The organism is Pseudoxanthomonas sp. SL93, assembly GCF_026625825.1.
Lineage (GTDB): Bacteria > Pseudomonadota > Gammaproteobacteria > Xanthomonadales > Xanthomonadaceae > Pseudoxanthomonas_A.
In genome coordinates this window covers 1,799,506-1,824,540 of record NZ_CP113065.1, presented here as the reverse complement: position 1 = coordinate 1,824,540, position 25,035 = coordinate 1,799,506, and the positions used below count along the sequence as shown (strand labels likewise).

The following is a 25,035-nucleotide window of genomic DNA, read 5'->3' as shown; positions in this document are numbered from 1 at the left end:
GGCCTCGCGGACCATAGGGGACCAAGGCTTTCTGGACGTCATGGACGCCCCCGCACCCCCGCTGCACGACTACCTGCGCGACGGCATCGCCGCCGCCGACCTGCCGGACCTCCATCCGCTGCTGGCGGCCCGCGATCTGTTGCGGGCCTTCTCGACGCTGTTCCATGGCGGCGAGGAAAGCGTGATGGTGCGGCTGCTGGTACTGCGCACCATCGGCGAGCGCGGGCAGGCCCCCGACTGGACCCCGCAGGAGCTGCGCGAGCAGTTCGCCTATCTGGATGCGGTCAAGTTCGACACCGTGCTGGCGCGCCTGCGCGAGAACGGCCTGCTGCTGTGGGAAGGCCAGAGCCAGCGTTACCGCATCAGCCCGGTCGGCCGGCAGGCGCTGGCGTCCATCGGCCTGCTGCTGCAGTTCACCCGCGAAGGCGACGAGCTGGCCTACGTCACCGCCCAGCTGGCCGCCGGCCAGGCGGTCGGCCGGGTCAAGGCCGACGACCTGCAACACCTGCTGTCGCGGTTGAACGAACTGCGCGAAGACTTCGACCAGGCCGTGTTGAGCGGCTCGGAACACCGCATCCAGCGCGCGGCCGACACCCTGCAGTCGGTGTGGCAGTGGGTGGAGAAGGGCACCGCCGTCATCCACGACATCGCCGCCGAGCCGGAACTGGATGCCGCCACGCATCGTGTCGCCCAGCAGATCGGCCGTGCGCAGAGCGCGTTGCTGCGGCAGGCGTCGGTGTTCCAGCGGGCACTGAACCAGCTGGACCGCCATCGCGTGCACCTCGGCGCGAGCGGACTGTCCTCGTCGGACGTCAACCGCTTCCTGCGCGGGCTGGACAGCGATGCGCTGGCGGCGCTGGCCGACGACGTGCTGGCGCGCACGCCCATCGCGGCATTCGTGCTGGGCCCCATCGCGCTGGACGTCGCCGAGTACGAACTGGTCGACCGCGAGCGCGAGGCTCAGGAAGACGCCACGCTGCCGCCCGCCCGGCAGGCACCGACGGATGCGCAGCCCCCCGCCGCCCGGAACGACTACGCACATGCCGAGGCCTGGCTGGACCAGCTGGCGGCCTTGCAGGACGCCGCCCCACTGTCCGACTGGGTGCCGCAGGACAGCTTCGCGGTGAGTGCTTACCGGCTGTCGCTGCTAGGCCTGATCGGCGACGCCGGTGCGGAGAACCGCAGTGGTGTCAGTGCTTCGCTCGCGCAGCTGCCGATGCAGTGGCAGGTGGAACCTGATGTCGAGACGGTGCAGCGCGCCGGCGTGGCCTACATGAGTCGTGGTCGCCTGCTGCCCCGCAGCGATGCCATCACCCCTGACGCGACATCGCGTCCCCGCAACACACGGAAAGCCAAGACCGCATGACCGACCCCATCGCTTCCCTGATCGCGCGGCTGCTGGCCGAACGCTGGCTGCCGCGCGACGACCGCGCCGTGCGCCAGGTGCTGGTCGATGCCGAACTGCGCGACGACCTGGATCGCAGGCTAGCCGCCGCCGGCCTGCGGCTGCTGGAGCATCCCTACGCGGCCCACGTCGCCGTGGGGGTCGCGCGCGCGCAGGAGAACGAGGTGTTCGGCAATGCGGATGCCTGGGCGGCCAGCAACCTCTCGCTGGGTCGCGACGCGATGGCCTTGCTGGTCGTGCTGTGGGCGTTGCTGGTGCTGCCGAAGCGCCAGCGGCAGATTTCCCGCCAGGAGAGCGAGCGCCAGCAGGAGCAGGAGCAGATGTTCGCCGAACTCAAGCCGGTGCCGGTGGGCGCCGAGATGGTCGAGCCCATCAACGAGCGCACCCTGCTCGCCGATTTCGGCGACAAGCTGGGTGGCAAGGGCCGCATCCAGATGAACCTGGGTGCGTTGCAGCGGCAGGGCTTCATCGTCCGCCGCAAGGAGCGCATCCATGAAGGCCCGCTGCTCGACCTGGCGTTCGACTACGAACGCATCGCCAGCCGCGTGATGGACGGTGCGTTGTCGTTCGTGATCGAACAGGCGCGCCAGTCGCAGGCATTGGCCGTCGCGGACGGCGAGGGTGATGACGCCGTGGAAGACGATGCACGGCAGGAGGCCCAGGCCGATGTTTGAGTTCCGCAGCCTGGAGGTCGTCCACTGGGATTACTGGCAGCGCTACCAGCTGCCGCTGGATGCATCCATCATCACCGTGGTCGGCCCCAACGGGTCCGGCAAGACCACGCTGCTCGACGCGCTGCGCACCTTGCTGGCGATCGACGACCGCGACATGGCGCGCGACTACAAGACCTACCTGCGCCACAACGGCAAGCCGTATGCCTGGCTGCGCGCGGTGGTCAGCAATCCGGTGGACCGTCGTGGCAAGCGCGCGTTCTTCCCCTGCATGGATGAGCAGGTGACCATCGCCTGCCGCATCCGCAAGCGCGGCGGCGACTGGTCGCGCGACTACCAGATCGTCCCCGGTGACGTGCCGGTGGAGACGCTCGACCAGGGCGGTGACTGGCTGGGCGTGCGCGACTACCGCGTGCGCATGGCCGGTGCAGGCCTGAGCCGCGCGATCTGCCGCGTGCTGACGCTGGAGCAGGGTGCGACGGACAAGCTGTGCCAGCTGTCGCCGCGCGAACTGCTCCAGTTGGTCTTCGACGTGTTCGAGGACAAGGCCGTGCTGGACGATTACCAGCGTGCCCGCAACGAGCAGTTCGACGTGGAGAAGGAGATCGGCCAGCTGCAACAGGGCCTGGCGGAGCTGCACCTGCGGCTGGAGTCGTCGCGGGCCGACGTGCGTTCCTTCGAGGAAGGCCTGGCGCTCCGCAGCCAGCGCAACCGACTGCAGACCGAAGTCGCGCCGAAGGTGGAACTGGCGGAACAGCGCGCGGCCATCGACGGTGCGCGGCCGCGCCTGACAGGGCTGCGTCGCGCTCTGCGCGAGCGCGTCCACGCACATGCCCACCTGCAGTCGCAGGAAGCCGGCGCCGTCTTGCGCCGCAGCGAACTGCAGGCCGAACTGACACAGGCCAAGGCGCAGTTGCGCGAGGCCGAAGCCGTGTTCACCCATGCGCGCGACCATGCGCGCGACGCCGAGATGCTGGTCAAGCGCCGCGACGACCTGGCACGGCTGCAGGCGCAACGGGGTGACGCCGACGTGGAAGCCCTGAGCCGTCGCGTGGAGGAAGGCCGTCGCCGCCAGGCCGAACTGAAACTGGACGCCGAACGCGATCGCCAGCGTGGCAGTGAAATCGCCGCGCAGCTGGCCGCCCTCAGTGGTGGCGGGCGCCTGGTCGAGCCGTTCGAGCGCGATTTCCGCGCGGCACTCGACGGGGCGGGCATCGGTCATCGCGTGCTGACCGAACTGGTCGAGATCGCCGACCCGGCGTGGTCGGTGGCCCTGGAGGCGGTGCTGGCGCCGTATCGTCATCTGGTCGTGCTGGACGCGCCGAAGGATGCGCGCGCGGCGTGGCAGCTCGGGGAACAGATGCACTACCGCCACTTCGTGGTGGCGGAGCGTGCGCCGGTGGAAAAAGCCACCAAGGGCTCGCTGCTTGAGGTCGTGCGCTTCTCCGCGGATCCGCCTGCGTGGTTGCCGCGCCAGCTGGACCGCATCCAGCGCGTCGCCGACATCGACGCCGGACATCGCCTGCCCAAGGGGCAGGACTGGATCACCGCCCAGGGCTACCTGCGCGAGCATCGTGGCGGGCGCCACATCGGTGGTGGCCAGGCGCACTTCGGTGCCGGCGCACGCCAGGCGCGCCTCGCCGCGTTGCGCGACGAACAGGCCGCGATCCAGCAACGCGCGCAGGCGCGCGAATCGGAGCTTTCCGGACTGGGCAAGCGCGTGGACGGCGACCAGAGCCGCCTGTTGGGCCTGGATGCGGGTCAGGAACTGGTCACCCGCGCTTCGGAATTCGCCGATGCGGCCGAACGCCTCGCCGGCTTGGCGGAAGCCGCGCAGCAGGCGGCGTCGGCGCTGGCGCAGGCACGCAGCCAGCTGGATGCTGTCGAGGCGCTGGACAAGGCCGAAAGCATCGCGGCCGCCACCCGCGCAGGCGAACTGCGTTCGCTGGCGGGCGAACTGCACGAGCGTGGCCTGCAGATCGCACAGGAGCGACAGTCACTGGTGCAGCGCATCGTCGAGTTCCGCCGTCGTCGTGCGCAGATGCCGCGCGAGTGGAGAAGCGTGGAAACCCTGCGCGCCGCACGGGAGGAGTACGAGAGCGCGGCCGCCGTGCGGCGGGAACTCGAGCGCATCGACGAACGGTTGTCGCGTGGCGCGTTCGTCGAGGACGACGGCTGCGTGTCGTTGCGCGACAAGTTCGCCGCCGACCACGACGGGCTTGAAGCGGCCATCGGCAAGCGCGAGGCACACCTGCACCGCGCCAAGCGCATCACCGAGGAAGCGCGTGGCGCGTACATCAATGTGCTGCGCGCCACCGTGCGCCGCTACCGCAAGAACCTGTCCTCGCTGGGTGATCTGGCGGGCATCGGCGTGGACGTCGAGATGCCGGAACTGGTGAACGAGGACACGGCGCTGGCGCAGGCGGGTCTGACCGTGCGCTTCGATTTCGACCGCAAGGGCTGGATCGGGCTGGACGACGGCGAGGCATCGGGCGGTCAGCAGGTGATGAAGTCGTTGTTGCTGCTTGTCGCGCTGCTGCGCGACGAGGACCAGCCGGGCGGCTTCGTGTTCATCGACGAACCGTTCGCCCACCTGGACGTGGCCAACATCGAAAAGGTCGGCCGCTTCCTGCGTTCCACCGATGCGCAGTACATCCTGACCACGCCGATCACGCACAACCTCAATGTGTTCGAACCGTCCGACCTGGTGCTGGCGACGAGCAAGCGCCGCGCCGCCAGCACGTGGGCCGAGCCGGTGGCCGTGCTGAAGCGCGACCGCAGCGGGGAGGCTGCAGCCGCGTAGAGAAGAATCCTGCGGTGGGAGCGACGTGAGTCGCGACGGGAAAGTGGAGATGCCTGCATCTCCTGACTCCATCGCGACTCACGTCGCTCCCACGGCGATCCTCTTCTTACCAGCCGGCGAGCACCAGCTTGCCGATGGTCGTACCCGATTCCAGCCGGCGATGCGCCTCGCGCAGGTTGACGGCGTTGATGGGCGACAGCGTTCCGGTCAGCGTGCCGCGCAAGGTGCCGGCGTCGATCAGGTCAGCCACGCGATCCAGCAATGCCCCCTGTTCGCCCATGTCGGCAGTGCGGAACCGCGGCCGGGCGAACATCATTTCCCAGTGGATGCCGATGCTCTTGGACTTGTAGGGGTCGCCGATGCGCAGCTCGCCGCGCGGTTCGACGATCAGGCCCACATGGCCCAGCGGTGCCAGCAGCTCGCCGAGTTCGGTCCAGTAACGGTCGGTGTCGGCCAGGTTCAGTGCCGCATCGACGGTGTCGAAACCCAGCGCCTTCAACTGCGGCGCCAGCGGTTCACGATGGGTGATGACGTGGTCGGCGCCCATCGCGCGCGACCAGTCGATGCTGTCCTGGCGGGAGGCCGTCGCGATGACGGTGAAGCCCGCCCGCTTCGCCAACTGGATGGCGATCGAGCCCACGCCGCCCGCGCCGGCGATCACCAGCAGCGACTTGCCCGCGCCACCGCCATCGAACGCGTAGGGCATGCGGTGGAACAGCAGTTCCCATGCGGTGATCGTGGTCAGCGGCAGGGCGGCAGCCTGGGCGAAATCAAGCGACGCCGGCTTGTGGCCGACGATGCGTTCGTCCACCAGCTGGAACTGCGCATTGCTGCCGGGGCGCGTGATGTCGCCCGCGTAATAGACGGCATCGCCGGGCTTGAAGCGCGTCACTGCTTCGCCGACCGCTTCAACCACACCGGCGGCGTCGTAGCCCAGCACCCTCGGCTGCGCTTCCACCTGCGGCTTCGGCGATCGCACCTTGGTGTCGACCGGATTCACGGATACGGCTTCCACGCGCACCAGCAGGTCGTGACCCGTGGGTGTGGGCGTGGCCAATTCCACATCGGAAAGCGATTGTGGATCGTCGATGGGCAGGTAACGGGTAAGGGCGACAGCTTTCACGGCGTGGCTCCGGCGTGTGGGGGAAAGGCTTGGACGGGCAGCGGACTGCGTTCGGAGAAGTGTCCGCGCCAGTATGGATAGTAGGGGTACGGCGCCTCGACGGCGCTGGCGGCATCCAGGCGCGCGATCTGCTCGGGCGACAGTTGCCAGCCGATGGCGCCGAGGTTCTGGAGCAGCTGTTCTTCGGTACGCGCTCCGATCAGCACGGTCGACACGGTGGGACGTTGCAACAGCCAGTTGATCGCGATCTGCGGTATCGACTTGCCGGTTTCCTCGCCGACGACATCCAGCGCATCGATGATGCGGAACAGGCGCGCCTGTTCCACCGGCGGCCCGATGTCGGCGGTCTCGTGCAGGCGGCTGGTGGCCGGCAACGGCTGCCCGCGCCGCAGTTTGCCGGTCAACCGGCCCCAACCCAGCGGACTCCACACCACCGCGCCTATCCCTTGGTCGATGGCCAGTGGCATCAGTTCCCATTCGTAGTCGCGGCCGACGAGCGAATAGTAGGTCTGGTTGGCGACATAACGTGTGTAGCCGTCGCGGTCGGCGATGCCCAGCGACTTCATCAGTTGCCACCCGGCGTAGTTGGAGACGCCCAGGTAGCGCACCTTGCCAGCGCGGACCAGCCCATCAAGCGTGGACAATGTTTCCTCGACCGGCGTCAACGCATCGAAGGCGTGCAGTTGCAGCAGATCGAGGTAGTCAGTGCCGAGCCGTTGCAGCGATGCATCCACCGCTTTGAGCAGGCGGAAGCGAGACGCGCCCGCATCGTTGGGGCCTTCTCCCAGGCGCAGGCCGGTCTTGCTGGACAGGATGACCTGATCGCGCCGGCCTTGCAGGGCCGCGCCCAGGATCGATTCGGACGCCCCGTCGGAATAGACATCGGCGGTGTCGAAGAAGGTGAGGCCTGCGTCCAGACTGATGTCGATCATGCGGCGCGCCTGCGCGGTATCGGTGTTGCCCCAGGCGCCGAAGAGCGGCCCCTTGCCGCCGAACGTGCCGGCGCCGAAGCCCAGTGCCGAGACCTTCAGGCCGGAGCGGCCGAGAAAACGGGTTTCCATGTGCGAGTCCTGAGAGGGGGAAGGAGCGGATCAGGTGCCGGCGGCATCGCCGACGAGTACGAGACGCTGGCGGCGGCGTTCCAACTCAAGCGCCCACAGCGCAACGACGAAGGCGGTTGTCGGCACCAACGCGGCCACCCAGGGCAGCGCGGCCAGGCCGAGCCCCTGCGAGATCACCACGCCACCCAACCAGGCACCCAATGCATTGCCGAGGTTGAATGCGCCGATGTTGAGGCTGGACGCCAGGCTCTGCGCGCCGTCGGCCTTCTGCAATACCCAGAGCTGCAGGGGCGAGACGGTCGCGAAGGCGGCGGCGCCCAGCAGCCCCACGAAGGCGACCATCAGCCACGGACTCTGCAGCGCGAACGTCATCGCGCCCATCACCGCGGCCAGCGCGGCCAGCGTCCCCAGCAGGGCACCGGACAGGCGCCTGTCAGCGAAGCGGCCCCCCAGCAGGTTGCCGATGATCATGCCCACGCCGAACACCAGCAGGATCGGGGAGACCGCCGCGTCGGCAAAACCGGTGACCTGCGTCAGCAACGGCTGGATGTATGTGTACACGGTGAACATGCCACCGAAGCCCAGCACCGTCATCAGCAGGCCCAGCAGCACCTGCGGGCGCGCGATGGCCTTCAGCTCCTCGCGGAACGCGACGGGTGCCTCGCGTCGGGTGTCGCTGGGCACCAGCGTGGCGATCACGACGGTGGCGATGACGCCGATCGCGGCCACCGCCCAGAACGTCGCCCGCCAGCCGTAGTGCAGCCCCAGCCATGCGCCGGCGGGCACGCCCAGCAAGGTGGCCACGGTCAGGCCGGTAAACATGATGGAAATCGCCGAGGCCTTGCGGTCCTCGCTGACCAGTCCGGTGGCCACCACCGCACCGACACCGAAGAACGTGCCGTGCGCCAGCGAGGTCAGCACGCGCGCAATCATCAGCACGGTGTAGTTGGGTGCCAGGGCGCACGCCAGGTTGCCCAGCGTGAACACCACCATCAAGGCGACCAGCACCGCCTTGCGCGGCAGCCGGCTGGTCGCGGCGGTAAGCAGCGGCGCGCCCGCGAACACGCCCAGGGCGTAGCCGGAAATCAGCAGGCCGGCTGCGGCGATGGTGACTTTCAGGTCCGTGGCAACCTGCATCAGCAGGCCCATGATCACGAATTCGGTGGTGCCGATGCCGAACGCGCCGGCGGTCAACGCGTACAGCGCCACCGGCATGCGGCGGGAGGAGGGAGCGGTGGCCATGGAGTAGGGGACCCGTGGGGAGGCGCGCAGCTTGCCCCTTCCCGTCACTGCGAGAAACGGCGAATATGGCGAATCACTATCAACGAATTATTGATAATGGACCGGGTTGGCGATCTTGCCCTCTTCCTGCGCGTGCTCGACCAAGGCTCGATCACGGCGGCCGCGCACAGCCTGGACCTGTCCGTCGCAGTGGCCAGCCAACGGCTGAAGCGGCTGGAGAAGGACCTGGGCGTGCGCCTGCTGCACCGGACCACCCGGCGCCTGCATCCCACGCCGGAAGGCGCGGCACTCGCGCAGCAGGGGCGCGTGCTGGTGGAGGAACTGGAATCGCTGGGAAGCGGCCTGCGGGAAGCGGCCAGCGAGATCGCCGGCACCCTGCGATTCACGATGTCGGCCTCGTTCGGCCGCCAGTACGTCTCGCCACTGCTGCCGGCGTTCCTGGCGCGCCACCCCAAGCTGCGCCTCAGCGTGCACCTCAGCGATCATGTTGTGGATCTGGTCAGCGAAGGCTTCGACCTGGCCATCCGCATCGGTGCGCTGGAGGATTCGCGCCTGGTCGCACGCGGCATCGCGCCCAACCGGCGCGTGCTGTGCGCGTCACCCGACTACCTGCGCCGGCGCGGCATGCCCGGGGTCCCGCAGGATCTGGTCCGCCACGACTGCCTGCTGCTGTTCGGCAGCAATGGCCGCCAGGACGTGTGGCGACTGGGCACGCCGGAAGGGGGTGAGGTGGCCGTGCGCGTGCAGGGGCGTTTCGAGAGCAACTTCGGCGAAGTGCTGAGGGACGCGTCGCTGGCGGGCGAAGGCATCGTCGTCCATTCGCTGTGGCACATCGCCGACGACCTGCGGGCGGGGCGCCTGCGCGTCGTGTTGCCTGATTACCCCTTGCCCACCACCGCCATCAGCGCGGTGATGCCGCAGCGAAGCCTGGTCCCGCCGCGCGTGCGGGCGTTCACCGATTTCCTGGTCGATCAGTTCGGGGAAAACCCGCCTTGGGAGCGCGGCTTGCCGATGTGAGTCAGGTGTTGTTGTCGAACGCGAACGCATCCAGCGCCAGCCCGCCCATCTCCATGTCCCTGTGCAGCAGCCGGGCGCGTGCGCCCACGCCACCTGCGCCCAAGGCCACGTACAACGGGTAAAGATGTTCGGGGGTGGGATGGTTGCGCTGTGCCTCCGGCAGCGACTGCCAGTCCAGCGCACCTTCGATGTCGCCAACGAGCAACCGCTCGCGCAGGGCATGCGTGAACGTATCCACCCACGGAAAGGCGGGCGCGTCGCCGTGCTGCCAGTCAAGGGCGCGCAGATTGTGGGAAAAGCCGCCCGACCCAATGACCAGCACGCCTTGTGCGCGCAGCGGTGCCAGCGCAAGCCCCAGCCGGTAATGCCAGTCGGCGCCGCGCGCGGGATTCACCGACAACGCGACCACTGGCAGGTCGGCCGCCGGATACATGCGGTGCAGTGGCACCCAGACGCCATGGTCCAGCCCGTGCCGGTCATCGAGGCGGGCATCGAATCCTGCGGCCGTGAGCCGTGCTGCCACGTCCGTGGCCAGCGCGGGCGCTCCCGTCGCGGGGTAGCGGATGTCGTAGAGCGCCGGCGGGAAGCCGCCGAAGTCATGGATCGTGCCGGGCGAAGGCGTCGCCGTCACCGTGGGCCGTGCATGGATGAAATGGGCCGACGCCACCACGATCGCGCTGGGCCGCGGCAGAAGGCCGCTGAGGCGGTCGAGGAAGCGGCCCGTGGGCGAGTCTTCCACGGCCAGCATCGGTGAGCCGTGGGAGAGGAAGAGGGAAGGCAATGCGGTGGTGTTGTCCATGAGACGAGCATCGGGCCAAGGTCCACGTTGACCAAGGGCGCGCGCCGCATCAGTCTGTTGCCCGCGTGCAACGTTGCCGACAGACGGCAGGCATGCCAGCGTTCGACCCACTAGGCTGCCTTCACCTCACAATGTCCGCACGCCTGCAGCAATGCTTGCCGTCCGCGCTTCGAGTTAATAGTGTTACGTTCGTCGGACTTGTTATGGTACCGTTAACACAGTCTTCACGTACTGCCGCATAATCTGTTCAGGATGGCGTCGCGGTAGTCGCCTTCGGATAACCACAAGAAAACTGGAATGCAAGCAAGCGAAGTACTTCGGTTTCTCTACAACTGAACTTTTACAAGGAGCTGCAAATGAACAAGAAACTTCTCTGCGCCGCGCTGCTGGGCGGCCTGAGCCTCGCCAACCAGGCGATGGCCCAGGAGTTTGACGACCGTTGGTACCTGACCGGTTCGGCCGGCTTCAACATGCAGGACAATGATCGCACCACCCGCAACGCCCCGTTCGTTGGTCTGGGTCTGGGCAAGTTCATCAGCCCGAACTGGTCGCTCGACGGCGAGTTGAACTACCAGAACCCGAAGTTCGACGACAACCAGGACCTGAACTGGAGCCAGTACGGCATCTCGCTGGACCTGCGTCGCCACTTCATCTCCGAAGGCCGCGGCTGGAACCCGTACATCCTGGCCGGCCTGGGTTACCAGCGCGCCGAGGAAGAGTACGACGCGTTCCCGAACCCGGATTCCCCGGGTAGCCGTGAAGACGGCAACCTGGCCGCCAAGGTCGGCGTCGGCATCCAGACCACGCTCGAGAAGCGCGTCGGCGTGCGTGCCGAAATCGCCTACCGCGCCGACTTCGACGACCAGAGCTTCGCTGCTCCGGACGAAAGCTGGTTCGGCGACGTGCTGGCTTCGGTCGGCGTCGTGATCCCGCTGGGCCCGGCCCCGACCGCCGCTGTTGCTCCGCCGCCGCCGGTCGCCCCGACCTGCGCCGATGGTGACGACGACGGTGACGGCGTCAACAACTGCGACGACAAGTGCCCCGGTTCGCAGGCTGGCCAGACCATCGGTCCGGACGGCTGCCCGGTGCCGGTCTCGATCGACCTGAAGGGCGTCAACTTCGATTTCGACAAGGCCACCCTGCGTCCGGATGCTGTGACGATCCTGAGCGAAGCCACCGAAATCCTGAAGCGCTACCCCGACCTGAAGGTTGAAGTCGCCGGCCACACCGACTCCGTCGGTACCGACGCCTACAACCAGGGCCTGTCCGAGCGCCGTGCAAAGACGGTGTACGACTACCTGACCAGCAACGGCGTGGACGCTTCGCGTCTGGTGGGCCCGGTGGGTTACGGCGAAAGCCGTCCGCTGGACACCAACGACACGGCTGAAGGCCGCGCTCGCAACCGTCGTACGGAACTGAACGTCCAGAACTGATCGGACGCTCTTCCCGCAACACCCGAAGCCCGGCCTCGTGCCGGGCTTCGTCTTTTTGCGGTTCCGCGCACGCTGCATTCCGTGACGACGTTTCCGCCTTGCCGCATGCGCGGCCCCATGTCCCCGCGATTCCTTGATATGCCTGGCCGTGCTGCCTACACTCGCTGCACGTTCTATTGCAGGAGTCGTCCCGATGCGCCGTCATGTCCTCGCCAGCCTGTTCTGCATCGCTGCGATTCCCGCCGCCCACGCCGCCCCCGATTGCGCGGGCAGCCCGGTGCCGCCGCCGCTGCCAGCCCGTGCGACGGTTATCGCGCCGGTCGCTCCCGAATTCACGCCCACGGCCACGCAGCTCGGCGCGCCCTCCGGCGTGCTGGCGTCGCATGCGTTCGATGAAGCACAGTCGGTGGACCGCGTGCTGCTGCGCCTTCGCATCGAGGGCTGCCGCAACGTGGCCAAGGCACTGCCTGCTGCCGCGGCCCCCGCCGCCGCGGTGGCCAACAGTCCTGCGGCCTACAAGCCGAAGACCGAGTTCGACAACACGCCGTGGCGCTTCGACATGAACCAGAACGGCAAGCGCATGACCGCCGAGGAATTCGACGCCTGGATGAAGTCGCGTGGCGTGCGCGTGGCGAAGGGCGCCGCACCCGCCGCAACGCCGGCCGTGCAGCCAGCGCCTGCCGCGCCGGCGAAAAAGGACTGATCCACGACGGCCGGTAGACCCGGCCGTTCTCGCACCGCCTGATGCCCGCTTCCCGCCCGCCGCGAACGCCCCGGGTGACGCGCGCTGCGCGGGTCACCGCCGGTGCGCCGCCGCGGCATGGTTTGGCCCGCGTGTTGTCCAAGCAGGGGCTGTGTTCGCGCACCGAGGCTGCCCGCTGGATCGGCGAGGGGCGCGTCACGGTGGATGGGCGAGTGATGCGCGATCCGGAATTCCCGGTCGTGCAGGGGCGGCACCGGATCGTGGTGGATGGGCAGCCCCTGGCGGACAGCCCGCGCCATTACCTGATGCTCAACAAACCCCGCGGCCTGGTCACCACGGCCCAGGACGAGCGCGGACGCGATACGGTGTACCGCTGCTTCGATGGCGGGGGCCTGCCATGGATCGCGCCGGTCGGCCGCCTGGACAAGGCCAGCGAGGGCCTGTTGCTGTTCACCAACGATCCAGCATGGGCGGCGCGGATCACCGATCCGGCGCAGGGACCGGACAAGACCTATCACGTGCAGGTCGACCGGCTGCCCGACGAGGGGCTGCTGCGCGCGCTGGTGCAGGGCGTCGTCCACGAGGGCGAGCACCTGTCGGCCGCCACGGCGCGCGTGCTGCGCAGCGGCGAGCGCAACGCCTGGCTCGAGATCGTGCTGGCCGAAGGCCGCAACCGGCAGATCCGGCGCCTGCTGGCGGCGTTCGACATCGACGTGCTGCGCCTCGTGCGCGTGGCGATCGGGCCACTGCCGCTGGGCGAACTGCCGAAAGGGCAGTGGCGTCCCCTGACGCGCGAAGAGCTCCTGTCGCTGGCGGAGCCCGCGCGCTGAGCGACGTGGGTGGCATGCGCAGCGCGAGGGCGCGCACAGTTCGCGCATCGCACCGGCACCGATGTCGGGGAGTGTGCAGAAGCGCACCTTTTGACGCCTGCTAAACAAATCGACGCATGCCTACACTCGCGCCACATCCTGGGGAGGAGTCGTCATGCGCCACTGTCTGGTCGCGGTTTCACTGATGTGGGTGATGGGTACGGCATCGGCGCAGGAGATCGCGTCCTGCGGCAAGGCAGCCGGAAAGCGTGCCGAAGTGGCTGCGCAGACGAGCCCGCTGCAGCACGCGCTGCAGGCGGCGCGCGTCGGCGACGAGGCATTGGGTCTTCCCGTATCCGGCGAATGCGAGCTGCTGGCGGATGGCCGCAAGGCATCGCGCAGCAGCCGGCGCACGACGGCGGCTGCCTCCGCGGCCAAGCGCGATCCGGACTACTACCGCTTCGACATGAGCCAGCACGGCAAGAAGATGTCGGCGGAGGATTTCGACCGCTGGATGAAGGCGCGCGGCATCCGCGTGGCGAAGGGCCCGCAACCCAAGCCGGCAGTGGCGCGGGCGGAGCGCAAGCGCCGGCGTTGACCGGCGCCTGCGTCGCCGGGGCGCTCAGCCCTTGATGACGCCCAGCTCGTGGCCAATGCGGGTGAACGCGTCGATGGCGCGGTCCAGGTGCTCGCGCGTGTGCGCCGCGCTCATCTGCGTGCGGATACGCGCCTGGCCTTTGGCGACCACCGGGAAGAAGAAGCCGATGGCATAGATGCCTTCCTCAAGCAGGCGCTCGGCGAATTTCTGCGCCAGCGGCGCGTCGTACAGCATCACCGGGCAGATCGGATGCACGCCCGGCTTGATGTCGAAACCGGCGGCCGTCATCTTCTCGCGGAAGTAGCGCGTGTTCTCCTGCAATTGCCGGCGCAGGTCGCCCGCCGAAGAGAGCATGTCGAAGGCGGTGATGCCGGCTGCCACCACGTGCGGCGGCAGGGAGTTCGAGAACAGGTAGGGGCGCGAGCGCTGGCGCAGTAGTTCGATCACTTCCTTCTTCGCCGTGGTGAAGCCGCCCAGCGCGCCGCCCATGGCCTTGCCCAGCGTGCCGGTGATGATGTCGATCTTCTCCAGCACGCCCTTCACTTCCGCCGAGCCACGCCCGTTGTCGCCGAGGAAGCCGGTGGCATGGCATTCGTCGATGTGCACCAGGGCGTTGTATTTCTTCGCCAGCGTGGTGATCTGGTCCAGCGGGGCGATGAAGCCGTCCATCGAGAACACACCGTCGGTGGTGATCAGCTTGGTCTTGCAGCCGGCTGCATCGGCCGCCTGCAGCTGCGCTTCAAGGTCGGCCATGTCGCAGTTGGCGTAGCGGAACCGCTTGGCCTTGCACAGGCGCACGCCGTCGATGATCGACGCGTGGTTCAGGGCATCGGAGATCACCGCGTCGTTCTCGCCCAGCAGTGGTTCGAACAGGCCACCATTGGCATCGAAGCACGCGGCGTAGAGGATGGTGTCCTCAGTGCCGAAAAAGTCGGCGATCCTCTTCTCCAGCTGCTTGTGCAGGTCCTGGGTTCCGCAGATGAAGCGCACCGAGGCCATGCCGAAGCCGTGGGTATCCAGCGCGGCCTTCGCCGAGGCGATGATCTGCGGGTGATCGGCCAGGCCCAGGTAGTTGTTGGCGCAGAAATTGAGCACCGCGCGGCCATCGGCGAGCGTGATTTCGGCCGACTGCGGGCTGGTGATGATGCGTTCGGATTTGAACAGGCCCTGGGCGCGGATGGCTTCCAGCTCGACGGCGTAGTGCCCGGTGAGAGCCGGGGAGGTCAACGGGTTGGGCATGGCGCGATCACGAGGATGAACAAGCGGCCATTCTACCCGGCGGGCCCTCATTCCCGTCGGCGCGGTGTACATACATGACCGCAGGGCATAAGCAATCGCGGTTTCGTCATTTCCTGTGGCCGATGTGCGCCCGCAGCATCCCTTTTCCGGCCGACGACGGCCAACAACGGGGAACGGGCAATGCGGACACCATCGGGCAGTGGCAGGCGGCAAGGCAGGGGCGCGGCATTGATCGGCGCGTTGGCCTGTTCGCTGGCGCTCCCGGCTGTCGCGCAGAGCCAGCCCAGCGTGGAGCAGTTGCTGCAGCGTCTGGAAGCGTTGGAGCGCCGCGTGGGCGATGCGCCGGCACCGGTGGCCTCGGTGGAGGGGGATGTGCGTGCAGGCGGGACACTGGGTGACCTGGATCAGCGGCTGCGCATCCTCGAGCGCCGCCTCGAACTGCAGCAGGAAGAGCAGGCGGCCAAGGCGAAGGAAGCACCGGTGGTGGCGGTCAACGACAAGGGCGCTTCGCTGAAGTCGGCCAATGGCGACTACGAGTTCAAGCTGCGCGGACTGGTACAGGGCGATGCGCGGTTCTTCTTCGATGATGACGCGGTGCCACAGAACGATACCTTCCTGTTCCGGCGCATCCGGCCGACCATCGAGGGCTCGCTCGGCAAGCTGGTGTCGTTCCGCCTGACCCCTGAATTCGCCGGCGACAGCGCCACCATCGTGGACGCCTATGTCGACGTGAAGCTGGACCCGGCCTTCACGCTGCGCGCGGGCAAGGTGAAGGGGCCGATCGGACTGGAGCGGTTGCAGTCGGGCAGCGCCATCGCGCTGGTCGAGCGCAGCTTCCCGACCGAACTGGCACCCAACCGCGACCTGGGCGTGCAGGCGCAGGGCGAGTTCGCCGAAGGGCGCGTCAGTTACGTCGCGGGCGTGTACAACGGTGCCCCCGATGGACGCGATGCGGCCACGACCAATCCGGACGACGAGTTCGAATACGCGGGCCGCATCTTCTTCGAACCATTCAAAAACACCAGCAGCAGCTGGTCGGGCCTGGGCTTCGGCATTGCCGGCAGCATCGGCGACAAGGCGGGGGTGGGCAACAACTTCCTGCCGCGCTACCGCACCCAGGGCCAGGCGCAGTTCTTCAACTACCGTGCGGCGGTCGCCGCCGATGGCGAGCATCGCCGTTTCTCCCCGCAGGGTTACCTGTATCGCGGCCGGTTCGGCCTGCTGGCCGAATACATCGCGTCGGAGCAGGAGCTGCTGGTCACCACCGGCGCAGCGGCAGGGACGCGTGCGGATCTTGAGAACACCGCCTGGCAGGCCACGGCCAGCTTCGTGCTGACTGGCGAGGATGCGAGCTACCGGGGTGTGGTGAAGCCGTCCAGCCCCTTCAGTGCGGGCGGTGGCTGGGGTGCGTTCGAACTGGTCGGACGTTACGGCGTGCTGGAAATCGACGATGCGGCGTTCCCGCTGTTCGCCGATTCCGCGGTGTCCGCACGCAAGGCCACCGCGTGGACGCTGGGCCTGAACTGGTACCTGACCAGCAACCTGAAACTGGTGGTCAATTACCTCGATACGCAGTTCGAAGGTGGCGCGGTGGCGGGTACCGACCGCGAAGACGAAAAAGCCGTGTTCTCGCGACTGCAGGTCGCGTTCTGATTCCCCTGGAGAAGACCATGACGACCCCTACCGTCCGACACCATGTGCGCAACGCGCTTCTCGCCTTCGGCCTGACCGTGGCGGCTGCCGCTGGCGCCAAGGACATCAAGCTGCTCAACGTGTCGTACGACCCGACGCGCGAGTTCTACCGCGAGTTCAATGCCGCGTTCGCGGCCGACTGGCAGAAGAACAAGGGCCAGAAGGTTGCCATCGAAACCTCGCACGGCGGCTCCGGCAAGCAGGCGCGCTCGGTGATCGACGGCCTTGAGGCCGACGTGGTGACGCTGGCGCTCGCCTACGACGTCGAGTCGATCTCGCAGCGCGCCAAACTATTTCCGGCGAACTGGCAGAAGCGCTTGCCGGAGAACAGCGCGCCCTACACATCGACGATCGTTTTCCTGGTGCGCAAGGGCAACCCCAAGCGCATCAAGGACTGGGTGGATCTGGTGAAGCCGGGCGTCTCGGTCATCACCCCCAACCCCAAGACGTCCGGTGGCGCACGCTGGAACTACCTGGCGGCGTGGGCCTACGGCCTGAAGATCTTCAAGGGCGATGAAGCCAAGACGCGCAACTTCGTGCGTGCCCTGTTCCGCAACGTGCCGGTGCTGGATACCGGCGCTCGCGGATCGACCACGACGTTCGTGCAGCGCGGCATCGGCGACGTGCTGCTGGCCTGGGAAAACGAGGCCTTCCTGTCCATCGAGGAACTGGGCCCTGACAAGTTCGACATCGTGGTGCCGTCGCTGTCGATCCTGGCCGAGCCGCCGGTGGCGCTGGTGGACCGCAATGTCGACAAGCACGGTACGCGTGAAGCGGCGCAGGCCTACCTGCAGTACCTCTACTCGCCGGTGGGGCAGCGGCTGGCCGCCAAGCACTACTACCGTCCGCGTTATCCGCAGCACGCGGACCCGAAGGACGTGGCGCGCTTCCCCAAGCTTGAGCTGGTGACCATCGACGGTACCTTCGGCTCGTGGGCCAAGGCACAGGCCACGCACTTCGCCGACGGTGGGGTGTTCGACCAGATCCAGGCGAAATGACCACCGCGACGGTCGCGCCACTGCCGGTGCCGGGGAGACGCAGGCGCGTCATTCCCGGCTTCGGCATCAGCCTGGGCTACACCTTGGCGTGGCTCGGGCTGATCGTGCTTATCCCGCTGGTGGGCGTGTTCGTCAAGGCCAGCGGTCTGGGGTTTGCCGGCCTGTGGGCGGTGTGGACGGAACCCCGCGTGCTGGCGGCCTTGCGGATCAGCTTCGGCACGGCGCTGGCGGCGGCCGCGTTCAACGCGGTGATGGGGACGCTGGTGGCCTGGGTGTTCGTGCGCTACCGCTTTCCGGGCAAGCGCCTGTTCGACGCCATGATCGACCTTCCGTTCGCCTTGCCCACCGCGGTGGCGGGCATCGCCCTGACGGCGTTGTACGGGCCGACGGGCTGGCTGGGGCAATGGCTGGAAGCGGCGGGCATCAAGGTCGCCTACACGCCCCTGGGCATCACGGTGGCACTGGTCTTCATCGGCCTGCCTTTCGTGGTGCGCGTGGTGCAGCCGGTGCTGGCCGAAGTGGAACACGAGTTGGAAGAAGCCGCCGCCACGCTGGGTGCGAGCCGCTGGCAGACGGTCACGCGGGTGGTGCTGCCGGCGTTGTGGCCGGCGGTGGTGGCCGGGTTCGCACTGGCGTTCGCACGCGGCGTGGGCGAGTACGGGTCGGTGATCTTCATCGCCGGCAACCTGCCTGGCGTGTCGGAGATCGCGCCATTGCTGATCACTATCAAGCTGGAGGAATTCGACTACGAGGGCGCCACCGCCATCGCCGCGGCGATGCTGTTGCTGTCGTTCGTGCTGCTGCTGGTCATCAACACGCTGCAGTCGCGCCTGCAGCGCGCGGAAAAGCAGGCAGGGGGTTAGCATGAGCGAGGCCACCACCGCCGTCATCGCCCTTCCCCCGGAGTCGCTTGTCGTGGAGCCGCTTGTCGTCGAGCATCGCGTGCCTGCACGGATCCGTGCGCGTTCCGCCGTCACCGAGCCGGTGTGGGTGCAGGTGCTGCTCGTCCTGGGCGCGCTGGGATTCCTGCTGTCGTTCCTGTTGCTGCCGCTGTTGCTGGTGTTCGTGGAAGCGCTGCGCGGAGGCTGGCTCGCCTTCGTCACCGCGATCTCCGAGCCGGATGCGCTGGCGGCGGTGAAGCTGACGCTGGCGGTGACCGCCATCGTGGTGCCGCTTAACCTGCTGTTCGGCGTGGCCGCCGCGTGGGCGGTCAGCAAGCATGACTTCCCGGGCAAGCGCTGGCTGGTCACGCTGATCGACCTGCCGTTCGCGGTCTCGCCCGTGGTGGCGGGGCTGATCTTCGTCTTGATCTTCGGTGCCCAGGGCTGGGCATGGGCGCTGATCGACGAGGGCTGGCGCGTGTCGCTGCCCCTGCTGGGCGAGATCACGCTGCAGTTGCCGAAGATCATCTTCGCCCTGCCGGGCATCGTGCTGGCGACGATCTTCGTGACCTTCCCGTTCATCGCCCGGGAACTGATGCCGTTGATGGAGCAGCAGGGGGTCGACGAAGAGCTGGCCGCGCTCACCCTGGGCGCGAGCGGCTGGCAGACCTTCTGGCGGGTGACATTGCCCAACATCCGCTGGGCACTGCTGTACGGGGTGCTGCTGTGCAGTGCGCGTGCCCTGGGCGAGTTCGGCGCGGTATCGGTGGTGTCGGGGCACATCCGCGGCCGCACCAATACGCTGCCGCTGCATGTGGAGATCCTCTACAACGAGTATGCGTACAGCGCCGCGTTCGCCGCGGCATCGCTGCTGGCGTTGACTGCCCTGGTCACGCTGGTGTTGAAGTCCTACCTGGAATGGCGGCACGGCGAATCGCTGGCGGCCAACCACCGCCACTGAGAACCGCGCCATGGGCATCAAGATCGAACACCTCAGCAAGCGTTTCGGCGCGTTCGCCGCGCTGGACGACGTCAGCCTGGAGGTGCGCAAGGGCGAGCTGCTGGCGCTGCTGGGCCCTTCGGGGTCCGGCAAGACCACCCTGCTGCGCGTGATCGCCGGACTGGAACAGGCCGATGCTGGCAATGTCTGGTTCGACGGTGACGACGCCTCGCGGCTCAGCGTGCAGGCGCGGCGCGCGGGATTCGTGTTCCAGCACTACGCGCTGTTCCGCCACCTGACCGTGCAGGAGAACGTGGCGTTCGGCCTGCGCGTGCGACGCGGGCCGGGCAAGCTGCCGGATGCGCGCATCCGCGAGCGCGTGGCCGAGCTGCTGTCGCTGGTGCAGCTGGAAGGGTTGGCGTCGCGCTATCCGTCGCAGCTTTCCGGTGGCCAGCGCCAGCGCGTGGCGCTGGCCCGCGCGCTGGCCATCGAGCCGCGCGTACTGCTGCTGGACGAGCCGTTCGGTGCGCTGGATGCGCAGGTGCGCCGCGATCTGCGCCGCTGGTTGCGGGAACTGCACGACCGCACCGGCCTGACCACGATCTTCGTCACCCACGACCAGGAGGAAGCGCTCGAGCTTGCCGACCGCGTGGCCATCCTCAATCGTGGCCGCATCGAACAGCTGGGCAGTCCGGCCGAAGCGTATGACGTGCCCGCATCGCCGTTCGTCTATTCCTTCGTCGGCGCGGTCAATCGCCTGCCCGCGCAATGGAAGGGAAGCCGGCTGCAGGTCGCGGGACTGGCGCTGGGCGATGCGCATCCCCCGCAGGCGGATGGCGACGCGGATGTCTACGTGCGACCGGAGGACCTGCACGTAGCCAGCGATGACGAACAGGCAGGTTGGCCAGCCACCATCCTGGCCGCCCAGCGCAACGGCCCGCGCCTGAGGCTTCGCACACGCCTGCAGCAGGGTGGGGCGGAGCTGGAAGTGGAGCTGCCCGCGGAACAGGAGGGGCCGCACAACCAGCCGGGCCAACCGGTGCGGCTGGTGCCCAAGCGGTACGGATGGTTTCCCCGGGATGGTGCTTCCCAGGCACGCTGAAGGTGCAAGAACAGGCATGTTTCGCGCAGGAAACCCGGGATGCAACCGGGGTGTCGGCAGGTACTTGACGGCAGGGATTGTTGCGTCGCAATATCGAGTCGGTTAAAAAACCGTGAAGTTGTGATTACGGTTTCGCTACCGGCATCGCAACCTGCCATGCAGGCACTCCCCACACTGCCATACCGCCACAGGAGAACCCGGATGAAGCCCGTCAAGCTCTGCACCGCCCTTGCCACCGCCCTGCTGCTGGCCCTTCCCATGTCCGCGTTCGCGCAGGAAGCCGAGGAAGAGGAATCTTCGTTCCCGCTCAGCGCGACGTTCGCCGTCACCACGGATTACGTGTTCCGCGGCGTGTCGCAGACGGACAACGAACCGGCGTTCCAGGCGGGCCTGACGTACTCCGCACCCTTCGGGCTGTATGCGGGTGCATGGGGCTCGAATGTGGACTTCGGCGAAGGCGGCCCGAACTTCGAATTCGACTACTTCGTGGGCTGGAACACGGACCTCAACGATTCCTGGAACCTCGACCTCGGCGTGACGCGCTACACCTACGAGGGCTCGTCCGACGGTTACGGCGACATCGACTACAACGAATACATTGCCAAGGTGACCTGGAGCGGTCCGCTGACCGTGGCCGGCACGCTGGCCTACGCGGACGACTACAGCAACAGCGGTGCCGAGGAAACCTATGCGGGTCTGTCCGCCAGCTACGATCTCGGCGACTCGGGCTTCTCGCTGGGCGCGACGACGGGCTATACCTCGATCGATGCCGGTGGCGATGCGGGCCGCGCGGACTTTTTCGATGGCTCGGTGAGCGTGTCGAAGGGCTTCGGCCCGGCCACCGCCACGCTGGGCTACTACGATACGTTCGGGTCCGACGCGGAAGAACTGCGCCGTGGCTCCGACATCTACAAGCCGGGCCTGGTGTTCACGGTGTCCGTCGCCGTTCCCTGATCGGCGATGCACGAAAGAAAAAGGGCGCCGCAAGGCGCCCTTTTTCATGCCTGCCGTTCACCGGCGATCACGTCCAGCTGAGCACCACCTTGCCTGCCTTGCCGGCTTCCATCAGGTCGAAGCCCTTCTGGAAATCATCGACCGGCAACTGGTGCGTCAGCACCTTGCCCAGCGGGAAGCCACCCAGCACCAGCTGCGTCATCTTGTACCAGGTCTCGTACATCCGGCGGCCGTAGATGCCCTGCACGGTGAGGCCCTTGAAGATGATCTTGTCCCAGTCGCAGCCCGCACCCTTGGGCATGATGCCGAGCATGGCGATCTTGCCGCCGTGGTACATGCAGTCCAGCATGTCGTTGAAGGCGCGCGGATTGCCGCTCATCTCGAGGCCGACGTCGAAGCCTTCCATGTGCAGGTCGGCCATCACGTCTTTCAACGAGGTGTTCGACACATTGACCACGCGGGTGGCGCCCATGTCGGCCGCCAGCTTCAGGCGGAAGTCGTTGACGTCGGTCACCACCACGTTGCGCGCGCCGATGTGCTTGCAGATGCCGGCGGCGATGATGCCGATGGGGCCGGCGCCGGTGATCAGCACGTCTTCGCCGACCACGTCGAACTCCAGCGCGCAGTGCGCCGCATTGCCGTAAGGGTCGAAGAACGCGGCCAGCTCGCTGGGGATCTGGTCCGGGATCGGCCACAGGTTGCTGGCCGGCATCACCATGTACTCGGCGAACGCGCCGTTGCGGTTCACGCCGATGCCGACGGTGTTCGGGCACAGGTGCTGGCGGCCGCCGCGGCAGTTGCGGCAATGGCCGCAGACGATGTGGCCTTCGGCCGACACGCGCTGGCCGACGTCGTAACCGGTGACGGCGGACCCGAGCTGCGCGATGCGACCCACGAATTCATGACCGATGGTCAGGCCGGGCTTGATGGTGCGCTGGCTCCACTCGTCCCACAGGTAGATGTGCAGGTCGGTGCCGCAGATGGCGGTCTTCTCCAGCTTGATCAGCACCTCGTTGGGGCCGGGCTGCGGTACCGGCAGCTCTTCCATCCAGATGCCCTTGCCGGCCTCGCGCTTGACGAGGGCCTTCATTGTTTGCGCCATTGGGGTGCCGATCCACGAAAAAGTAGGCGCGGATTATATGCCCCCGGCCGCGAGCGCCATGTTGCACCGCCGGTTGACGGCCCGGAATCCGTTCACGGGGCGCCGTCGCATAGCCCATAAGTCATGGGCGGGCGGGCATGACAGCTTCGTTACAATCTAACGCTCATTACCGTCAGGGGATTTCCATGCGTCTCAACCTGCTTGCCGTTTCGCTTGCCGCCGCCTGCCTGGTGCCGGCGGGTCTTGTCCATGCCGGTGAAGGCATGTGGGTGCCGCAGCAATTGCCGGAGATCGCCGGTCCGTTGAAGAAAGCCGGCCTGAAGCTGTCGCCGCAGCAGCTGTCCAACCTGACCGGCGACCCGATGGGGGCGGTGGTCGCGCTGGGCGGCTGCACCGCCAGCTTCGTGTCGCCCAACGGCCTGGTGGTCACCAACCACCACTGCGCGTACGGCGCCATCCAGCTGAATTCCACCCCGGAGAACAACCTGATCAGGAATGGCTTCAACGCGCCGACCACGGCCGATGAAGTCAGTGCCGGGCCCAATGCGCGCGTGTTCGTGCTGGACGACATCCAGGACGTCACCACGGAAGCGAAAGCCGTCATCGCCGGTGCCGGCGACAATCCACTGGCCCGGACCAAGGCGCTGGAAGCGTTCGAGAAGAAGCTGATCGCCGACTGCGAAGCCGATGCCGGTTTCCGCTGCCGCCTCTACAGCTTCTCCGGCGGCAACACCTACCGCCTGTTCAAGAACCTGGAGATCAAGGACGTGCGCCTGGCGTATGGGCCCCCCGGCAGCGTGGGCAAGTACGGCGGTGACATCGACAACTGGATGTGGCCACGCCACACCGGCGACTTCGCGTTCTACCGCGCCTACGTCGGCAAGGACGGCAAGCCGGCCGCATTCTCGAAGGACAACGTGCCGTACCAGCCCAAGCACTGGCTGACATTCGCCGACAAGCCGCTGGGCGTGGGCGATTTCGTGATGGTGGCGGGCTACCCGGGTTCCACCAACCGCTACGCGCTGGCCGCCGAGTTCGACAACACCGCCGCGTGGACCTACCCGACCATCGGCCGCCACTACAAGAACCTGATCGCGCTGGTCGGCGACGCGGGCAAGAAGAACCCGGACATCCAGGTGAAGTACGCCAGCACGATGGCCGGGTGGAACAACACCAGCAAGAACTACGACGGCCAGCTGGAAGGCTTCAAGCGCATTGATGCCGCCGGCCAGAAACAGGCCGAGGAAGCCGCGGTGCTGGCGTGGCTGAAGGGGCAGGGCGCGAAGGGGCAGGCGGCGCTGGACGCGCATGCCACGCTCATCGCGTTGCTTGAGCAGGGCAAGGCCACCCGCGACCGCGACATCACCCTGGGCCAGTTCCACAACACGGGCACCGTCGGCGTCGCCGCGCAGCTGTACCGGTTGTCGATCGAGCGCGAGAAGCCCAATGCCGAGCGCGAATCCGGTTACCAGGAACGCGACCTGCCCGCCATCGAAGGCGGCCTGAAGCAGCTCGAGCGCCGTTACGTACCCGCCATGGACCGCCAGTTGCAGGAATACTGGTTGAACGAATACCTGAAGCTGCCCGCGGCGCAACGCGTGGCGGCGGTGGACGCGTGGCTGGGCGGCAATGATGCGACGGCGGTGAAGCGCGCGCTGGACCGCCTGGCCGCGACGAAGCTGGGCAGCACCGAGGAACGCCTGAAGTGGTTCGCGGCCGACCGCAAGGCCTTCGAGGCCAGCAGCGACCCGGCCATCCAGTACGCCGTCGCCGTGAGCAGCGGCCAGTACGCCGTCGCCGTGATGCCCACGCTGCTGACGCTGGAACAGGAGCGCAAGACGCGCGCCGGCGAGAACCTGGCCGCGCGCCCGGTCTATCTGCAGGCGTTGGCGGACTACAAGAAGAGCCAGGGCGAGTTCGTCTATCCCGACGCCAACCTGTCCCTGCGCATCACCTTCGGCAACGTGATGGGTTACGCGCCGAAGGACGGCGTGGAATACACGCCGTTCACCACGCTGGAAGGCGTGGTGGCGAAGGAGACCGGGCAGGATCCGTTCGACTCGCCGAAAGCGCTGCTCGACGCCGTGGCGGCCAAGCGCTATGGCGGGCTCGAAGACAAGCGCCTCGGTTCGGTGCCGGTGAACTACCTGTCCGACCTGGACATCACCGGCGGCAACTCCGGCTCGCCGGTGCTGGATGCGCACGGCAAGCTGATCGGCCTGGCCTTCGACGGCAACTGGGAATCGGTCAGCTCCAACTGGGTGTTCGACCCCAAGATGACCCGCATGATCGCCGTGGATGGCCGCTACCTGCGCTGGATCATGCAGGAGGTCTACCCGGCGCCGCAGTTGCTGAAGGAAATGGGCGTGGGCAAGTAAGCGGTCGCACATTGGTCTGATCGCCGCCACGCCATCGGCGGACACGGGACGGGAGCGGTTATCATCCGCTCCCGTCTTCGTTTCC

At 67.4% G+C, this 25,035-nt stretch carries 21 protein-coding genes; 15 read left to right on the top strand and 6 right to left on the bottom strand.

Annotated elements, in window-relative coordinates; all coding sequences use genetic code 11:
- Nucleotides 1–40: 40 nt before the first annotated feature.
- The 3 genes from OVA13_RS08630 to OVA13_RS08620 are packed head-to-tail and all read left to right on the top strand — an operon-like array spanning nt 41 to nt 4,879.
- Nucleotides 41–1,366, top strand: a complete 1,326-nt coding sequence (locus OVA13_RS08630; RefSeq protein ID WP_267793363.1) for a hypothetical protein — start codon at nt 41–43, stop codon at nt 1,364–1,366.
- Nucleotides 1,363–2,079 (top strand): hypothetical protein, encoded by a 717-nt coding sequence (locus OVA13_RS08625; RefSeq protein WP_267793362.1) that lies wholly within the window; start codon nt 1,363–1,365, stop codon nt 2,077–2,079. Before OVA13_RS08630 ends, OVA13_RS08625 begins: the two co-directional genes overlap by 4 nt.
- Nucleotides 2,072–4,879 (top strand): AAA family ATPase, encoded by a 2,808-nt coding sequence (locus OVA13_RS08620; protein WP_267793361.1) that lies wholly within the window; start codon nt 2,072–2,074, stop codon nt 4,877–4,879. Before OVA13_RS08625 ends, OVA13_RS08620 begins: the two co-directional genes overlap by 8 nt.
- Nucleotides 4,880–4,985: 106 nt before the next feature.
- Here OVA13_RS08620 and OVA13_RS08615 read toward each other — a convergent pair whose 3' ends face one another.
- The 3 genes from OVA13_RS08615 to OVA13_RS08605 are packed head-to-tail and all read right to left on the bottom strand — an operon-like array spanning nt 4,986 to nt 8,305.
- A complete protein-coding gene (locus tag OVA13_RS08615) occupies nt 4,986–6,002 on the bottom strand; it encodes a zinc-binding alcohol dehydrogenase family protein (protein WP_267793360.1) in 1,017 nt (338 codons plus the stop codon).
- Nucleotides 5,999–7,063 carry an aldo/keto reductase gene (locus tag OVA13_RS08610; protein ID WP_267793359.1) on the bottom strand — a complete coding sequence of 355 codons (1,065 nt, stop codon included), beginning with the start codon at nt 7,061–7,063 and terminating at the stop codon, nt 5,999–6,001. The genes OVA13_RS08615 and OVA13_RS08610 overlap by 4 nt, the downstream gene beginning before the upstream one ends.
- 30 nt (nt 7,064–7,093) lie before the next feature.
- Nucleotides 7,094–8,305 (bottom strand): MFS transporter, encoded by a 1,212-nt coding sequence (locus OVA13_RS08605; RefSeq protein ID WP_267793358.1) that lies wholly within the window; start codon nt 8,303–8,305, stop codon nt 7,094–7,096.
- A gap of 96 nt (nt 8,306–8,401) precedes the next feature.
- Between OVA13_RS08605 and OVA13_RS08600 the strand changes: the two genes are divergently transcribed.
- On the top strand, nt 8,402–9,322 hold the full coding sequence (locus OVA13_RS08600) for a LysR family transcriptional regulator (RefSeq protein ID WP_267793357.1): 921 nt from the start codon (nt 8,402–8,404) through the stop codon (nt 9,320–9,322).
- Nucleotide 9,323: 1 nt separating this feature from the next.
- Here the strand turns inward: OVA13_RS08600 and OVA13_RS08595 are convergent, their stop codons facing one another.
- Complete coding sequence (locus tag OVA13_RS08595) at nt 9,324–10,121, bottom strand: dioxygenase family protein (RefSeq protein ID WP_267793356.1); 798 nt, start codon at nt 10,119–10,121, stop codon at nt 9,324–9,326.
- Nucleotides 10,122–10,477: 356 nt separating this feature from the next.
- On the opposite strand from OVA13_RS08595, the gene OVA13_RS08590 reads away from it, so the two are divergent.
- From OVA13_RS08590 to OVA13_RS08575, 4 genes are all read left to right on the top strand, one after another.
- Nucleotides 10,478–11,554 (top strand): OmpA family protein, encoded by a 1,077-nt coding sequence (locus OVA13_RS08590; protein ID WP_267793355.1) that lies wholly within the window; start codon nt 10,478–10,480, stop codon nt 11,552–11,554.
- Between the two features lie 193 nt (nt 11,555–11,747).
- Entirely contained in the window at nt 11,748–12,257 is a 510-nt protein-coding gene (locus OVA13_RS08585) for a hypothetical protein (RefSeq protein ID WP_267793354.1), read from the top strand.
- A 41-nt stretch (nt 12,258–12,298) separates the two neighbouring features.
- Nucleotides 12,299–13,087, top strand: a complete 789-nt coding sequence (locus OVA13_RS08580) for a pseudouridine synthase (protein WP_267793353.1) — start codon at nt 12,299–12,301, stop codon at nt 13,085–13,087.
- Between the two features lie 154 nt (nt 13,088–13,241).
- Nucleotides 13,242–13,664 (top strand): hypothetical protein, encoded by a 423-nt coding sequence (locus OVA13_RS08575; protein WP_267793352.1) that lies wholly within the window; start codon nt 13,242–13,244, stop codon nt 13,662–13,664.
- A 24-nt stretch (nt 13,665–13,688) separates the two neighbouring features.
- Here the strand turns inward: OVA13_RS08575 and kbl are convergent, their stop codons facing one another.
- Nucleotides 13,689–14,903, bottom strand: coding sequence for a glycine C-acetyltransferase (kbl, locus tag OVA13_RS08570; protein ID WP_267793351.1), 1,215 nt, complete (start codon nt 14,901–14,903; stop codon nt 13,689–13,691).
- A 180-nt stretch (nt 14,904–15,083) separates the two neighbouring features.
- On the opposite strand from kbl, the gene OVA13_RS08565 reads away from it, so the two are divergent.
- The 6 genes from OVA13_RS08565 (at nt 15,084) to OVA13_RS08540 (ending at nt 21,470) form a co-directional block, all read left to right on the top strand.
- Nucleotides 15,084–16,556, top strand: a complete 1,473-nt coding sequence (locus OVA13_RS08565; RefSeq protein WP_267793350.1) for an OprO/OprP family phosphate-selective porin — start codon at nt 15,084–15,086, stop codon at nt 16,554–16,556.
- 17 nt (nt 16,557–16,573) lie between these two features.
- The gene (locus OVA13_RS08560; protein ID WP_267793349.1) at nt 16,574–17,593 is read left to right on the top strand and encodes a sulfate ABC transporter substrate-binding protein; all 1,020 of its coding nucleotides are present in this window, start codon (nt 16,574–16,576) and stop codon (nt 17,591–17,593) included.
- Entirely contained in the window at nt 17,590–18,456 is an 867-nt protein-coding gene (cysT, locus tag OVA13_RS08555) for a sulfate ABC transporter permease subunit CysT (protein WP_267793348.1), read from the top strand. Before OVA13_RS08560 ends, cysT begins: the two co-directional genes overlap by 4 nt.
- A 1-nt stretch (nt 18,457) precedes the next feature.
- Nucleotides 18,458–19,435, top strand: a complete 978-nt coding sequence (gene cysW, locus OVA13_RS08550; RefSeq protein ID WP_267793347.1) for a sulfate ABC transporter permease subunit CysW — start codon at nt 18,458–18,460, stop codon at nt 19,433–19,435.
- Nucleotides 19,436–19,445: 10 nt separating this feature from the next.
- On the top strand, nt 19,446–20,516 hold the full coding sequence (locus OVA13_RS08545) for a sulfate/molybdate ABC transporter ATP-binding protein (RefSeq protein WP_267793346.1): 1,071 nt from the start codon (nt 19,446–19,448) through the stop codon (nt 20,514–20,516).
- 201 nt (nt 20,517–20,717) lie between these two features.
- Nucleotides 20,718–21,470: a TorF family putative porin gene (locus OVA13_RS08540; RefSeq protein ID WP_267793345.1), complete on the top strand. Its 753-nt coding sequence runs from the start codon at nt 20,718–20,720 to the stop codon at nt 21,468–21,470.
- A gap of 67 nt (nt 21,471–21,537) precedes the next feature.
- Here OVA13_RS08540 and tdh read toward each other — a convergent pair whose 3' ends face one another.
- Complete coding sequence (gene tdh / locus OVA13_RS08535) at nt 21,538–22,572, bottom strand: L-threonine 3-dehydrogenase (RefSeq protein ID WP_267793344.1); 1,035 nt, start codon at nt 22,570–22,572, stop codon at nt 21,538–21,540.
- Nucleotides 22,573–22,757: 185 nt separating this feature from the next.
- On the opposite strand from tdh, the gene OVA13_RS08530 reads away from it, so the two are divergent.
- Nucleotides 22,758–24,950 carry a S46 family peptidase gene (locus OVA13_RS08530; RefSeq protein ID WP_267793343.1) on the top strand — a complete coding sequence of 731 codons (2,193 nt, stop codon included), beginning with the start codon at nt 22,758–22,760 and terminating at the stop codon, nt 24,948–24,950.
- Nucleotides 24,951–25,035 lie beyond the last annotated feature (85 nt).